The organism is Paenibacillus piscarius, from assembly GCF_022234545.1.
GTDB classification, from domain to species: Bacteria; Bacillota; Bacilli; order Paenibacillales; family Paenibacillaceae; genus Paenibacillus_AQ; species Paenibacillus_AQ piscarius.
In genome coordinates, this window is record NZ_JAIEUI010000005.1 from 297288 (window position 1) to 312466 (window position 15179).

Consider the following 15179-nt stretch of genomic DNA (forward strand, 5'->3'; position numbering starts at 1 on the left):
CTCAAAAAGAGTATATCAAACTATACCTACCATGTTTTCAGATTTTATAAACCACATTGGTCGTAGGTTAGCTTTAAAAAAAGGTATAATCAGGGCCAATTTTCGTGCAAGAGAAGACGAGTACTCTTTTGTGGTGGTGCGTGGGAACTTCGTCGTACTTATTCCCGTAGAAGGCGGCGGCATACTCCTGACCATGCTTGCGAACGGAGTATGCCAGCAAATTCCCTACTCCATCCATAAATTGTATATGGTGTGAACGTAAGCTTACGTCTATTCCAATTAGCATTGGTGATATGGAATTACCTCCTGTCGCAAATCAAATTAGGTGTGCCCATGGAAACCACCGACATCAGCCTCGTATTAGCACTTATCAGCAAACGCCCGACAATACAGTATGTTACAACCCAGACGAAAGCGACGGCACTTCCAGCTGTTTGAACATAAGTGGTGTATCACGAATACCGGGCTTTTCACTGTAGTACCTGAAGGCCTGACACGCTAGTCAAGGCTTGTTCCGGAAGACGGAAGGAGGAAAAGAAATCTCCTGAGAGGATGCTTGTTGATCCCATTGTTCCACAGGCAGGTATAGAAGTTTATAGTAGACGGAAGACGTTGAGACAGGGATCTAATAACGGCTATAGGGTATGTAGTTGTCAAAGAGCTCATAACAAAGATGGCAAACTCAAAATGAGCCAGGTTGCCCGCTAGCCCTGACTTCCGTTCTTCAGACTGCAGTACGGGTTCGGGCTATGCCCTCTTACCTGATGACATCGTCTCTTTTCAGCTGCCGGATCAACTGAAAAAAGAACGAAATGATCTTACAAGTAAGATTATGAGGAGGATTGACATGAAGAAACTTCCTATGTCAGAACAAAATTTAGTAACTACATATAATATTGATGCCAGTTTTCTTTCAATGGCAGCTAGTCATTATAAGCAAACGGCACCGTGGATATATGGTAATTTCATACAAATAAAAGGATTCAAAGGGACTTCTCAAAATTTCTTTTATGAGTCTCAACATGATCGGGATACACCCTTTTTTTCAATCCAAAGAATTTCGCGAGAGATAATCGGACGGAAGTGGAATAATATCATCGAGTTCGTAATCGATTGTGTTGATCTAGACTTTTATATTCTTTTATTGGTAAACAATAAATATTTATCAGTATCTGAAGCATTTGGAATAACAGACTATTATCATGATATATTCATTTATGGGTATGACTTGGAAAAAGAAGTGTTTTATATTGCAGGGAATTTTACAAATGGAAAATATATGAGAGTAACATGTTCGTTTTGTGAACTTAATGAAGCATATATTAACTTGGAAGATGATTTCTATGATTGGCTGTTTGGTGTAGTTTTATATAAATATCGTGAGAATGAATCACATAAAGTAGACCGTGACTTATGGAAACGAGTTAAATCTTTGCTTAAACATTATGTGGAATGTACTCATATGAGTGAGAATGATTACGCAATTACTACTCATTATGACAGAGAGAACCTATTATTCGGGTACGACGTTTATCAAAATACTATTGAAATACTTGTAAACAACATGACTGTAAATGAGAATATTGATATCAGGCCATTTCATTTATTTTTAGATCACAAAAAAATTATGCAAGAAAGATTTAAATATTTAAATGCAAATAAATATTTTGATCCTAGTGAATTAGACTTAGTGAAAATCGAAAAAATAGTTGAAATGTCAGAAATACATCGAAATATTGCAATAAAATATAATTTAACTAAAGATAGGTCGGTTCTGGAAAGGTTGATAAATCTAATGAAACAATTTATCAACTATGAAAAAGAATACTACTTAAAAATAATAGGATAAGAGAGGTCGGCGTTGTTCGAAAGTACGGAAGACTACACCCATTCCTGCGTTAAGGGCAAGTAAGAATACAATTAGAAATACTTGAGCGATTAACCATCCGTGAAACTGAAAATTTTATGTCATTCCTTGATTATCAGCTTGGAAACAAGAAGCTTACGATTAATCGAAAATTATCCTCGTTAAAATCTTTGTTTGATTACCTTCAGAACAAAGATGAGACCAGTGACCTGAAGCCTTATATTCAACGTAATGTTATGGCCAAGATGGATCTTAATGCCGTTAAAGAAAGCCAGGAAACTATTGCAGACCGCATTGAAGGAAAGATTCTTAGAGAAGACGATTTTGAATCGTTCAGACAATTTGTAGCCCATGATTTTGGCGAAATGCATAAGGATAATAAACGGATTTTTACATTTCATCAATTCAACCGCGAACGCGATACTGCGATTGTTTCGTTGATATTAGGCTTTGGGCTTAGATTATCCGAGGTTGCTGGATTAATATGGATGACCTGGTGTACAGTGACACAAAGATTGCCCGGTTTAAAACCTTATTTAATAAGGTTTTTTTTATTTCAAGGGAAACTTAGTGTCATAAAATTGCGACACAAAGATTAACCCTTTAAGGGAGATTGACACCAAACTTACCCCTTTTAAGGAATTTGTAATATATGAAGGAGAGTCAAATTAACTTAACTAGAATTTTTACAACAATAAGTTTACATTCGACAAAAATAGACTATTATCGATAAAGGATTTTCGCGATTGCTGAAGAATTATGATGTAAATATTTATAAAAAAGAGGCGCAATATGTATAAACCAATTATTCATAATAACCTTTGGATAAATAGATGGTACGTATTTAGTAAAAAGCTAAACCGTGAAGTTATTTTATATGGGCCGCTAGAATACGATCATTGGGTGCTAATCGAAATGGATCCATTAGTAACTAATTATTGTGAAAAACCATTAGAAATTAGTCATTCATATTTTGGAAAACCAGATAAGGCATTAATCGATATGTGGGTTGAGAAAAACAAAAAAGAGGAGTTTATAAGTATAACGTATACCCAAACTATTGAAAGGGATAATAAGCAATTTAGTAGTGACACATTTGAAAAAATTAATTCAATCAAACTTTGGACGCAAGCAAATAATAAGAATCATAAAGTTATAACTGATCACAACGTATATTCAAACTCCATTTTATTAGACAATTTAAAACTATTACTTCCTTACAATTATCCCATAAGTACTATTAATCCAGGATTAAAAAAGAAAATAGTTGATTGTATCAGCGGAGGAGTTCAAAACCTATTAGATTTAGAAGCTCGTATTGCCATTGATGATGATCCATTCGAAATTCAAAAGACCATATACATGCTCATAATTAATAAACTCGTTTTGAGCAATATAGATATGAAGCCAATTGGTCCTGAAACAGAGGTGTATTTGGTATGAGCAAAAAACGTTTATTAGAGATGTTTAGAACAGAAGAAAAATATCTGGACATATCCAATTGGCCAATCGTAAATAAATCAGCGCTTGATCCAGAAAATCAGAAATTATTTGAACGACGGGAACTTGCAGTTAGTTTATATATGGAGCAAAAGTTAACCAATCAAGAAATTAAAGAGTCTACTGGTATTGATGAAAAAGAAATTCGTCGTCTTATAAAGAGATGTTTAATTTGGGATGATTCTACAAATATAATATGGGGATTTCGGGCCTTGATCCCACAAAAGAGAATCTCAAATTACGAAAGAAAACAAACCACTTCTTCAAGCAAACAGCAAAACACCAACTTTAATGGGGCATTCACGAAATTGATGAATGACTATCCTGTAATAAAAGAAAAAATAACATCAGCCTATCTTCGTAAAACAGGAAGAAAGAAGGAACCTCATCTTGTAAGAGGTATTGATATACATTCATATTTCTTAACTCTTTGTAAGAAAATCGGTTTATGTGAGACAGACTACCCCTTTAATACTGCAGATGGTGGCAAGCGAGCATTGTATCGATATTTCAAAGTTATTGAATCAACTCATTTCAGTTCTACTGCCAGTCTTTACGGATCAGAAGCCTCAAGGAATTCTAAAAGAATTGATTCACAATCTAATACGCAAAGCCTCCTCTTATATCGCCCCTACCAACGAGTTCAGTTTGATGGACACCGAATTGATGCAATGTTTACCATTACGTATAAAACACCGGAAGGAGATTGGGTGACTGACACCATCGAGCGTATTTGGTTGCTTGCTATTATTGACGTGGCTACAAGAACTATACTCGGGTACCATATCAGTCTGAATAAAGAATATACGCAGTTCGATGTTCTTCAGTGTATTAAGAAAGCAATAATGCCTTACACCAAGAGAACATTAACTATTGATGGATTGCAATATCTACCATCAGGAGGTTTTCCTTCTTCAGTTATACCTCAAACAGAGTGGGCTTGTTGGAATGAGTTTAGTTGCGACAATGCAAAAGCTAATTTATCACAAATGGTTCGTGATAGGTTATATCAGGTAGTTGATTGTAGAATTAACCCAGGACCGGCCGGCGTCCCAGAATTTAGAGGAATTATTGAAAGGTTTTTCCGGACGTTAGAAAACCGTGGGTATCACAATTTAGTGAGCACAACTGGAAGTCATCCAAAAGATCCACTTCGAAATAACCCGGAGCAAGCTGCTAAAAAATTCGAAATATCTTTAGAAGACTTGGAAGAACTTACCGATGTATTAATTTCCGATTACAACGGAACACGTCACAGTGGAATTGATAATTTTTCGCCTCTCGAATTAATGAAGCAACGAATTGAGCAAAGAGGCATGATTCCACGAACTTTAGAGCCCCTAAAACGAAAAGATGTCGTTTTCTTTACACTTCATCTAAAAAGAAAAATAAGAGGAGATGTCAAGAAGGGGAAACGCCCATTTATTCATTATGAAGGTGCAGATTACAAAAGTAGTGTGCTCTCCAACAGTCCAGCTTTAATTGGAAAGGAATTAACATTAGTTATTAATACTGATGATCTACGAGTTATCCGTGCATTTTTAGCTGATGGAAGCGAATTTGGTTATCTCACAGCAACTGGGAAATGGGGAGTAACACCACATTCTTTAGTTGAGCGTAAGGCTATAAATAAATTAAAAGCTAACGGGGAAATTTACTTTAATACCTACCAAAACCCAATGGTAATTTACGATGATTATATCAAGAAAAGAAGTATTAAGAATAAACGATTTAGAAACCAATATGCAGAGATCCTGCGTAAAACGCGAGAAGAGGAACGACAGCTTGAAACTCAGAAATATGTAGGAGGATTAGAGCAACCATCAATTGTCCAGGAACAAGCTTCTGATAAAGATGTTTTAAAGGAGCAAGTAGTTAGTAACACTATAAAAAAACCACTAAAAACTTTTAATTTTTAAGTTGGAGATGCAGATATGAGACAAACAATCCGCCCTTATTTGCCTAAAGGGAGCCATCCAATTGAAAGGGCAACATACCTTATAGGTACTCAAGAAGTTTCAAGAATGTACGATGAAATCAAACAATGGATAGATAATCGATCACCTGGAGGTCTCGCATTTGGTCGACCCCGTCTAGGGAAATCAAGAGCAATTAGATATTTGACTCAAGCCCTACCATTAGACTTTGGTGAGAACTTGCCTATCTATCATTTATTATGCGATTTGGGCAACAAAACAATGAATGAGAATAAATATTTGGAAGAGCTATTGGTTGGGGTAGGGCACGATATACCCTTTACCGGAAAAACTATTGTGAAGAGAGATCGATTGATTAAGTTTCTACTTGAAAAAGCTCAAATTTCAGGGACATATCGTATTATTTTTTTTATTGACGACGCTCAAAGTCTTGTAGAGTTACAATACGATATTTTAATGGATATTTTCAACAAATTAGAAGCTCATGGAATTAGTTTTACAGTGATTTTGGTTGGACAAGAGGAGCTTGAATATCAACGAACAGCATTCCTACGTGCAAAAAAAGCCCAGATTGTTGGACGGTTTATGGTCCATCAGTATAAATTTTCAGGAATTAAAAATATCGATGAAATTGAGACCTGCTTAGACGGGTACGATATTGATTCTGAGTATCCGGTTGGCAGTGGTTGGTCATATACAAAGTTTTACTTTCCTTATTCATATGAGGATGGTTTTAGACTGAAAAAATTTTCAAAAGATATTTACGAGATTTTTAGTGAACTGAGAGTTAGTAATGGATTGAAAGGAAAGTTTGAGATTCCAATGCAATATTTTACGCTTTCTGTTGAATACGTGCTGAAGAAATATGGAATTGATGGGCAAGCATTGGAGACATTATCAAAAATTCATTGGGAAGAAGCTATTCGAAAATCGGGTTATATTGAAAATGAAGTATACATGGAAATTTTATAAAGCAGGTGATTATTTGATATGGCAAAAATCATTAATCTTGAAAATAGTCCCAGCATAAAATCCAGTTCTAATTGCTGTTGGAGAGCAGATTGGATATCTCCGTTGGAGTCTCCATGGGGAGTATTTCAAAAATTTAAGCACGCTAATGAAGCAGACATGAAAGACATTCTTCAACTCTTTGGCAATGATTACGTTAAAAAAATAAAAAATCCTACATCCTATAAATTTAGAGACTTGATAACTCTTTCTGCTTTCAACCGAGAGAAGCTTTCTGAAGTATTAAAATATGACATTGTATCAGAAAATGAAAAGGACTTGAAGAAAATTTTCGGAGTGATGCCCGATTGGGGTTATAGTGGTCCAAAGAAGTTTAAACGACCCATTTATCTTCGAAAAGATTTGGCTTTTTGCGAACAATGTATGAAAAAGGGATATCATAGTTTGTTGCATCAGTTTCAATTACTAAGCCTATGCCCATTTCATTTAACACCGTTGAAACATGAGTGTCCGGCATGCCACACTAAAATACCCTATATGTTGTTATGTAATGAATTTAATGCACCGTTTGTGTGTAAGTGCGGTCATCATTTTTTATCGAATGTAGAAAATTCTCTAATCCATTGGGAACAAACTTCAATAGAAGAGATGAAATATGAAGTAGTAAGGGGATGGATGGATTTAAATTCTTCGCAAATTTATTGCCTACAAAATCTATTTATTGATCCAAATCTTAATTGGGAACTGCTCCCTAATGCTTTGGAAAAAGTTTACGGATTGATAAATGATAAAGATGGAGTAAACAGTAATCAATTAGATCAGTATAAACATTATGTAATCAAAAGTTCAAATTGTATTGAGAACATAAGAGGATTAAAGGAAAAGTACGATCATCAATTCTATACTAAAAAACACTTCTCTAATATGAATGAGGACTATATAACGAAATTAAAATATAAAGAATTTGTTCAGGAAATAAATAAGGCGTTTGAACTCACAATTAGTGGTTTTGCAAAACATATCCGTCAAAAACTCTCGGTACATAAAACTTGCATAAAGCGACTTCATGGTACCCTTCAGGGGGAAAATAATGATCCTATCTGCCCTTACGCGTACGCCTATCTGAATTGGCGGTATTCATTTCAAGAGTACTTTCTTCTAAAGGGAGTAGATAATTATAGAAGGCCATTGGTTGGGGAGAAAAATTATTTGTGGTTTCCTTCCTACTTTTCACATCAACTTGAAGATTTATTTGACTACATGAACAAAAAGGACGTTATTACTGAGAAAAGTAGAGCCTCCATAAAATGGGGACTTAATCGAATTATCATTCACTTTGCTTATTATTACTTTTTGAATTGGTTAGACAAAGCAAAGGAACTTTCTGAAAGACATATAATTGTAGGTACCATTCCATTTGAATGGAATGATGTTCCATATTTTATTCTTAAACTACCCCAATCAAAGAACGAGAACTATGAGTTTCATTGGTGGAAAGCGATGAATGAGGAAATTAAATCACCTATAAAATGTCCATTCAACTCAATTAAGAAGAGAAAAAAGCACAATAAGATGGCTGCAAATTAAGAATGACGCAATCAGGATGATTGCGTCATTCTTTTATGAGACTTATTGTATCCTTCATAATTCGTGAAATGGTTTTAAGATCTTCAATATGTAGACTTAAAAGCATAATTTCAATTTTCTCAATTAATTCACGTTTCTCAGAGTGTACTCCCTTTTTCGTATAGATAAATAATTCATCAGGAGAAATCTTTAAAGCTTCAGAAATTTTATAAACCATTTCCAACGTAGTATTAATTTCGCCTCGTTCAATCCTCCCAAGATAGGAAGGGTCAATAGAAAGAATTTCGCCTAGTTGCTCTTGAGTTAGAAGAGCTGCCTTCCGATGTTTTCTTATTTTCATACCGAATTCTAGAAAGGAATTAGACACTATAGACTCACCTCTCTATAAGAGTAGGCAAGTGCGATTATTGAGTGAAGTACACTTACTACCTTTTACCATTTGTAAAAAGGTCATATATAACCTAATATGAGAGAAAACGAAACTAAAGGGAGAAATACAATGGCTCAATTGCCTCAACACCATGTTATAGAGAATGTATTACAGTCTAAAATGCGTGGAAAAGTAACCTATCAAGGGAACCTGTTGGCATCAACCACACTTCAATTAACGTATGTTAAGCCTTATGATCATCCATCAGGCAAAGGTTATCAAAGACCGGTAGATAATAAGCGTTGCAATGATTTTGCGATGTATTTGTCAAAAGGAGAAAATGCTCTTTTTACTCCCATCTTATTGAATGCAGAATCTCACTGGGTGTTTGCCCCATATGATAAGAATCGTCCAACTTTTGGACGTCTTCTTTGCAAGAATAAAGCTTCATTAATGGATGGACAACATCGTTTAGGCGGAATAAAAAGGTACACGCAAGATACTAATTCAGAACTGCAGGTACCTTTTTTAGCATTTCATTACTTAGACGAAGATGAAGAAATTCAATTATTCGATGCAATAAATACGAAAGCTAAGGGCATAGGAAGCTCTTTAAGTCGATATTTAAAAAGGGGTGTAGATGATAATAGCTGGATTGCAACAGAATTAATCATTAATGGTGATAGTCCATTTCATTTTATCGGAACCTTAACAGGAAAAAGAAATGCCGGAAAACATGTAACTCTTCAAAATTTATATAAGATCCTTGATATACTTTTCAAGAGTCCTGAGGTATCTCAACTAACGAAAGAAAAAAAACTAATGTTGGCAGTCGTTTTCTTTAACTGCATTAAAGAAAACTATAATAAAGAATGGCTCGATTATAAAAATTATCGCCTAACGCATATTGTATGTCTGAACGCATTTGCATTTGCAGGTGCAAAATTATTTTTAAATATAGTAAGACAGTCTTCAAAGCATACGCCTTATGAAGAAATTACTAAAAACATCAAGAAAATTAGAGGGATAGATTGGTCTTCAGATGGACCTTTAAAGTATATAAAAGGCATTAGCGGTTCAAAATCATTAGCTGCAGACATGATTTCAATGTTTTAGTGGACTCATGTAAAAAAACCACCCTAACCTCAATGTATAGTTTATCTTGAAGTTTGGGTGGTTTTAGTTTTAGTGACTACGTTTAATATAATCCGAATTTAGCTTTGAATCAAAATAGTGTTTTCTCTTTATCCAGATTAATCCATCACCTTTAGTAATGATGGCTACATCGATGGGGCCTCCGACTGTTTCTTGATTTTGAGATAATTTATTTTTATATGATGAAAGATTGACAAGAGTTTCAGCTAGTTTTTGCTAATTCATCAAGAGGCAAATAAGTAATTATTTCATGCATAGGTCCTATATAGTTCTCCTGCTGAAATTCGTTAATGCCCTCATTATAGAGATGTACAAACTGTTCTGCATAGTCATTTAAATTGTTATCAATAGCTTCTAACTGCTCGAAGTCTACAAGATATTCCTCTAACATTTGAGTTACTAATTTATTATAGGCTTTTAGCGTTCCGCTTATATGTTCCCTCGAGAAATCTTTAAGGTTGGGATCAAATCCAACCAAATATCGTATTACCATATCGCTTTGTGCAAAAGGAACAATGTGAGAATTTTCAGTCACTCCATCAATTTCATGTCGTCCTTCTAATGCGATTTTCAAATATTTGTATTTGCCACCTACGGTATATGAAAGTAACGATGGGAAGAGTTCTGTATCACCAAACCCAGCAAAAACAATGCCGGTAGACTCTTCAAACATAAACTGATTGGATATTAGATATTTGCAACCAGCTGCAATTAATGTTTCTTTATCAAAGTCATTTAATTGGTATTGGTTAAAAATCACATTTATTAAATCAACAAATGATTCTGAAAACATTATTACCAAGTCGTCGAGATCTGAGGAATCTCTATTCAAAGCCCAAGTATCCGAGCCTAGTTCCTCTTGTGTTGAAGAAATTAGCTTTTGCAACTGTGATAATTTTTCATTCGAATCTTCGATCTCATTAATAATATCGCTAAAATATTCAAACAAACTTTGAAAAAAGTTAAATGCTGTCTTCTTTGCATATGTATTTTCAACATCAAAAGGGATTGTTTCATTATTTACAAATTCAAAAAATGAATTTGCATAATCTTCAAGTGTATTAAAATTAATATCACCAATTATGGATCTATACGTTTTTATTAATGTTTCCCAGGGTATTCCGCATAACGAACTCGAACCATAAAGCATTACCGCTACAGGATTGTGTTTACTTAATGAAATGATTTTATTTGCTGATGTGTACACTTTACTACCTACGGTAACAGCGCTATCAGCTGCCAGAGCAACAGCAGATCTATTCAAAATAGCTATTTCAGCAGTCAAATTTAGTCCCCCCTTAAAAGTGTAATTAAAAACATATATAAGAAAATTCGGCAGAAGTCCATAAAATCCTATCATCCATTAATTTTTCATTTTGGTCTACTAGCAGTAATTATTGAATTTTAGCCAAGGCATGGTACAAAGCAGAAGCAAAAGAAAGAAGCATATCAATCTTGCCCAAGTATACGACGTTGAAGCATGTCCGGATGCTACTGCCGCAGCTCCGCTTGCCCATTCGATTCTGGATAAAACCGCCCAAACGACCGATGCCAGCAATGGAGCGGTGAGCGTCGTCAGCTTTATAAACTGCTACAGCACTCACTTTGTTGTTATATAGATCGCAGTAAGTTGTTCAATTATAGGTTAAAGTAGGACTCAACGTTAGATCTGGATTGATGATTATCTGTATGCATATGCATAGCTAGGATTGTTCAACTCAAATATAGGACCGGTGAAAAGAATGGCAATGTATGTTTTTAGCGATCCAGCAAGAAAAGTAAAACTATTGGCTAGAGACGCATTTAAAGAGGACAAGGGGGTTCGCTTTTATTGCCCTAATCCAGCATGTGATGCCCATATGTATATCTGTGGCAAGGAAGGTAGTTCGGCATTTTATTTTAGCGCAAAATTTACGAAATATGGTCATATAGAAAAATGCCCTCATTATAATTCTAATAATTTTGATCCGAATAAGTTCAACGAGACTGAATTTGACTTTAATAAAGCACTTCTAGCTTTAACTAATGTAAGCAAGCCTCAAACTAAGAAGTTAGATCCTGGAGAACATGGGCTGGGACCTGTCATTCCAAAACCCCCTTGTACAATACGTCAAATATATGATTTATGTACTGCTTATGATTGTTCTGATACATATAACGGAATTATTATTGGAAGAATGCTTCTTTATGACGGCAGTGCTAAAATGTACCGAAAAAGTACTGATGTGAATGGTTGGAGAATTATTGAAGCAAAACGTAGTAAACCTAAGTTTTATGATACTGGAAAAGAAGAGATTTACTTGGTTGCCCCAATAGGAAAACAGAAATTCAAGTTTCTATTGCGGTTTGTAGATGATCAGCTGTACAAATCAATACAAAAAGAGCTCTATGCCAATAAGGATAGTAAGATTATTGTAGCCGGAGAGTGGTATTCAGTTGGAACACAAAATGAATTTTATGCAACTGTAGTGAGCAAAAAACAAGTGAAAATTATTCACTGAGGAGCAGTGTTCGACTAAAGCTTAGTAATAGCCCTGTAGATGGCCACCGGCGGGCAACGACGGCAGCATCTCTCCGGCGAATCATAATTAACAGCCAGGAGACCCCAGTTGCAGATTCACAGCGGAGCCGGTCGCCCAACTTGGTAAATGTGATGGTTTTTATTTGAGGGGGGTTAAAGTTGGTTAAGGTTATTATAGTTGCTGTTTTTATCGGACTTATAATCGCCGTCGTTATAGGTGAATTTTTATCCAAAGAGAAAGAAAAGTATTCAAAAAATGATACCATTGACCCTTTGAAGATTACAATTCAAGATATAGACCACATGGAAGATGGTTTGGAATTTGAGGAGTATTTATATCGGTTGTTCTTGGCGTTAGGATACACTGATGCCTATAAAACTAGGGGCAGCAGAGATTTCGGATCTGATTTAGTTTTTACAGACCGGGAAGGGTATCGAAATGTAGTTCAAGCAAAGCGATATTCATATCCTGTAGGATTGGGGGCTGTTCAAGAGGTCTACAGTTCTATGAGGTATTATCGTGCGAAGAAATCTATTGTAATCGCTTCGAACCAATATACAGCGGCGTGTGAGGAACTCGCTGGATATAACGCTGTAAAATTACTTAATCGAAGCGATCTTATAGAAATCATCGACAAGTTTAAAGCGGATGAGATAGAGAGATCTAAGGATATCATTGAAGCAGAGCCTAGAATTATTCTTGACTCATGGGATGGCTACATGAAGAACAACAAAGTCATTAAAAAAGATTATAAAGCAGAGAAGCGAATCTTAGCGGAGCAACAAGGGAAGTGAAGCATGATCCGGAGCTTCCGGGTAAAGACATGTTACTGGATGCCCCCTGCCATCTGATTTCTGGCTTCGCTCAGAAATATGGGATAGTACACTTTTGACCCTGCGTGCTCCTGAGGGAGCTTAAAGATTCGCTATGAATCACTTGGATCATCTGGTGAATACGCCGTCCACTTAGAAATGGACGTTGGCCTAGCTATTCCCAGAGAGCAATGCCGTGGAGCTGGAACCACTCCGGATATGCTAGGAGGTGCGCTTGTGATAAACCGCCTGTTAAGCAGTCCATTTGGCACGATTTCCTAACTGACCTGAGCCTCGAAGTGTTCAATGACCGACATTTTGATGAGCTGGAGTTCATCAAGAACGAGACTATCTCGGTATGGGCAAGGAGGGAATCATCGAGGTATAGGAGTGGCTTATTCTGGAACAGGGGCTGAAAGTTACCGGTTCCCGCTGATTAAGACCACCACGGGCAAGCACAATCGTGAGATCATCGTCCGTATCAAGCTCCCAGCTTTTCACTGCCAGAGAATTTTCCGGTCAGGATCAGAATTCGATAGCGCTACGGCTATGATAATAGCTACGAGCTGATGATTGCTCCTTTCGAGACCTGGAGAGCGCCATTCTACACTCTTGGTAAGGTGGAGAACTTCTTTAAAGGTAATGTGATGAGAGGAATGCTAGAGGGACGACAATCTCCGCTATATGGAAATTGAGATGTTCCGCAGCCAGCATTTGGCTCTGTCGGGTCATCCGGATGCGGAGAAGTGCATTGCCGAGTTTTATGAAGAAAAGCTGATGAAGCATCTCTCGGCCTTGTTATCCGGTCAAGGAAACTTGTCTGAATATTTCTTTGAGCAGATCAGCAAGGAAGCATTGGACAAGTTCAGGTCCACGGCGCTGCAATTCCTAAGAAGCTTCGGACCAATCAAGTATTTAGAAGGGAGGAATAAATTATGCAATGTATGTTCTGTTTTAAAGATTTTGAAAAACTTACTCGCGAGCACATTATTCCAAACGGTATTCTTAAGTTATACCCTGAGCAAGATGTGACGATTGATAATGAAATAGAATACAAAGATAGCAAGGGATTGGTAATTACTGATGTATGTGTTAATTGCAACGGTGTCCTTCTAAGAGCTCTTGATGATTATGGAAATCAATTTATTCGTAATAATTTCCTTGAGAAATTTGAGAGAAATTCTAAGTTAACTATTAATTATGATTACAATTTATTGATGCGATGGCTACTGAAAATTTCATATAATAGTGCAAGGAAAGATAAATTAGATTTATCTTGGTACCAAAGATATCTAAATTTCATACTATATAATGATCAAGAAATTGTTCCGAAAGTATCAATATTTGGAGGGTTACATGTTGATCTTACTCTTATGGGGGAAGAGAGTCAGTCTTTTGGAACATTTTACACGCCACTTTATATAAGTCAAAGTCCTGTTGTAATGATCCATGGATTGCCTTATATAAGGTCGATGAATATCAAACTCAATAAAGACACACTGAAAATTCCACACAAACACGCTCTTGTAAAAATTAGGTTTGGATCAGCTATGTTTTTCATTATCCTTTGGGAAGAATCAGCTTGGGATTCAAGAATTAATGAATTCAACTCTTTATTCGAAGTTAAATATCCATATAAACTATTTTTTTCTAATAAACAAGCTATTACATTGGAACGGGTAACAGATGAAATAATGTGTGCGATGCCGCATATTATACATGACTATAATGCCATGGAAGATAGTAATAGGATAATAACAAATAGTCTTCCTCAAGAATCAATAGAAGTCTCAAGAAAAGTATGGAACAACTATTGGACAGATGATAAGAAGTTGGAGGGGCGGCTGCTCAATGAGATGCTGTTGTTCCCTGATAACAAAAAATTAAAACAACAGTATGCAGAGTTGAAAAAGAGGATTGGCAGTGAAGAAATACTTGAACCGACAGCGACAAGATATAGTGAGGACGATCTACCGTTTAAACTGTGAGATCAAACCAGAATTGCTTCAATTAAAAAAGGAAGCGATTCTGGTTGCAAACTGTACAATAGAATCAAAATCTGTAGCAGAATTGATACAGTATAAATGCCAATAGCCGATATAAAATCATACGTTGAAGCTATAGTTATTTCAATATAGTCCTTGAAATATAAGGGCTTTTTTTAATGTAACCGGATTTGCTTTGATATTGCAACTGAATACTATATATATGCATATTCAGTACAAATTATTAACTATTAATTTTATTGGCCTATTAAGTTTCTATAAAATGGGTACGACGATTCCTTGCAGTGCAGACTAGCGTTAATCCTATAAAATGAGGCTCTTCGCTATACTGCGTGGTTAAAGGTACGTTTGATAGAGTAATAGAGCGATTTGACATGGAGCCTCTGCGGGCATGAGTACTCGCGAAAGCCGCCGCGAAGCACAAGGACTTCGCGATGCTAACCAGCTTATCATG

11 protein-coding genes and 1 pseudogene are annotated in these 15179 nt (G+C 35.9%); 10 read left to right on the forward strand and 2 right to left on the reverse strand.

From position 1 onward, the window contains the following. The first annotated feature begins 847 nt into the window (after positions 1 to 847). The 6 genes and pseudogenes from K1558_RS11815 (at position 848) to K1558_RS11840 (ending at position 7860) form a co-directional block, all read left to right on the forward strand. The gene (locus tag K1558_RS11815) at positions 848 to 1849 is read left to right on the forward strand and encodes a hypothetical protein (RefSeq protein WP_238651772.1); all 1002 of its coding nucleotides are present in this window, start codon (positions 848 to 850) and stop codon (positions 1847 to 1849) included. 65 nt (positions 1850 to 1914) lie between these two features. After that, positions 1915 to 2349, forward strand: a pseudogene (locus K1558_RS11820) (site-specific integrase); the annotation flags it as partial. A gap of 310 nt (positions 2350 to 2659) precedes the next feature. Next, positions 2660 to 3310 (forward strand): hypothetical protein, encoded by a 651-nt coding sequence (locus tag K1558_RS11825; protein ID WP_238651773.1) that lies wholly within the window; start codon positions 2660 to 2662, stop codon positions 3308 to 3310. Continuing rightward, complete coding sequence (locus K1558_RS11830) at positions 3307 to 5286, forward strand: hypothetical protein (protein WP_238651774.1); 1980 nt, start codon at positions 3307 to 3309, stop codon at positions 5284 to 5286. The genes K1558_RS11825 and K1558_RS11830 overlap by 4 nt, the downstream gene beginning before the upstream one ends. A 15-nt stretch (positions 5287 to 5301) precedes the next feature. Beyond that, positions 5302 to 6276 carry an ATP-binding protein gene (locus K1558_RS11835; protein ID WP_238651775.1) on the forward strand — a complete coding sequence of 325 codons (975 nt, stop codon included), beginning with the start codon at positions 5302 to 5304 and terminating at the stop codon, positions 6274 to 6276. An 18-nt stretch (positions 6277 to 6294) separates the two neighbouring features. Beyond that, the gene (locus K1558_RS11840; protein WP_238651776.1) at positions 6295 to 7860 is read left to right on the forward strand and encodes a hypothetical protein; all 1566 of its coding nucleotides are present in this window, start codon (positions 6295 to 6297) and stop codon (positions 7858 to 7860) included. A 25-nt stretch (positions 7861 to 7885) separates the two neighbouring features. On the opposite strand, the gene K1558_RS11845 is transcribed toward K1558_RS11840, so the two are convergent. Beyond that, on the reverse strand, positions 7886 to 8227 hold the full coding sequence (locus tag K1558_RS11845; protein WP_238651777.1) for a helix-turn-helix domain-containing protein: 342 nt from the start codon (positions 8225 to 8227) through the stop codon (positions 7886 to 7888). 132 nt (positions 8228 to 8359) lie between these two features. On the opposite strand from K1558_RS11845, the gene K1558_RS11850 reads away from it, so the two are divergent. Continuing rightward, on the forward strand, positions 8360 to 9346 hold the full coding sequence (locus K1558_RS11850) for a DGQHR domain-containing protein (RefSeq protein ID WP_238651778.1): 987 nt from the start codon (positions 8360 to 8362) through the stop codon (positions 9344 to 9346). Positions 9347 to 9587: 241 nt separating this feature from the next. Here the strand turns inward: K1558_RS11850 and K1558_RS11855 are convergent, their stop codons facing one another. Further along, positions 9588 to 10670, reverse strand: coding sequence for a hypothetical protein (locus tag K1558_RS11855; protein ID WP_238651779.1), 1083 nt, complete (start codon positions 10668 to 10670; stop codon positions 9588 to 9590). A 457-nt stretch (positions 10671 to 11127) separates the two neighbouring features. On the opposite strand from K1558_RS11855, the gene K1558_RS11860 reads away from it, so the two are divergent. The 3 genes from K1558_RS11860 (at position 11128) to K1558_RS11870 (ending at position 14707) form a co-directional block, all read left to right on the forward strand. After that, complete coding sequence (locus K1558_RS11860; protein ID WP_238651780.1) at positions 11128 to 11886, forward strand: hypothetical protein; 759 nt, start codon at positions 11128 to 11130, stop codon at positions 11884 to 11886. Between the two features lie 179 nt (positions 11887 to 12065). After that, positions 12066 to 12701: a restriction endonuclease gene (locus K1558_RS11865; protein WP_238651781.1), complete on the forward strand. Its 636-nt coding sequence runs from the start codon at positions 12066 to 12068 to the stop codon at positions 12699 to 12701. 953 nt (positions 12702 to 13654) lie between these two features. Beyond that, complete coding sequence (locus K1558_RS11870; protein ID WP_238651782.1) at positions 13655 to 14707, forward strand: HNH endonuclease; 1053 nt, start codon at positions 13655 to 13657, stop codon at positions 14705 to 14707. Positions 14708 to 15179: the final 472 nt, after the last annotated feature.

Excerpts from the sequence above, each read along its gene's own strand:
- K1558_RS11815 (WP_238651772.1), top strand. The coding sequence starts at position 848 with ATGAAGAAACTTCCTATGTCAGAACAAAATTTAGTAACTACATATAAT.
- K1558_RS11825 (WP_238651773.1), top strand. The coding sequence starts at position 2,660 with ATGTATAAACCAATTATTCATAATAACCTTTGGATAAATAGATGGTAC.
- K1558_RS11830 (WP_238651774.1), top strand. The coding sequence starts at position 3,307 with ATGAGCAAAAAACGTTTATTAGAGATGTTTAGAACAGAAGAAAAATAT.
- K1558_RS11835 (WP_238651775.1), top strand. The coding sequence starts at position 5,302 with ATGAGACAAACAATCCGCCCTTATTTGCCTAAAGGGAGCCATCCAATT.
- K1558_RS11840 (WP_238651776.1), top strand. The coding sequence starts at position 6,295 with ATGGCAAAAATCATTAATCTTGAAAATAGTCCCAGCATAAAATCCAGT.
- K1558_RS11850 (WP_238651778.1), top strand. The coding sequence starts at position 8,360 with ATGGCTCAATTGCCTCAACACCATGTTATAGAGAATGTATTACAGTCT.
- K1558_RS11860 (WP_238651780.1), top strand. The coding sequence starts at position 11,128 with ATGGCAATGTATGTTTTTAGCGATCCAGCAAGAAAAGTAAAACTATTG.
- K1558_RS11870 (WP_238651782.1), top strand. The coding sequence starts at position 13,655 with ATGCAATGTATGTTCTGTTTTAAAGATTTTGAAAAACTTACTCGCGAG.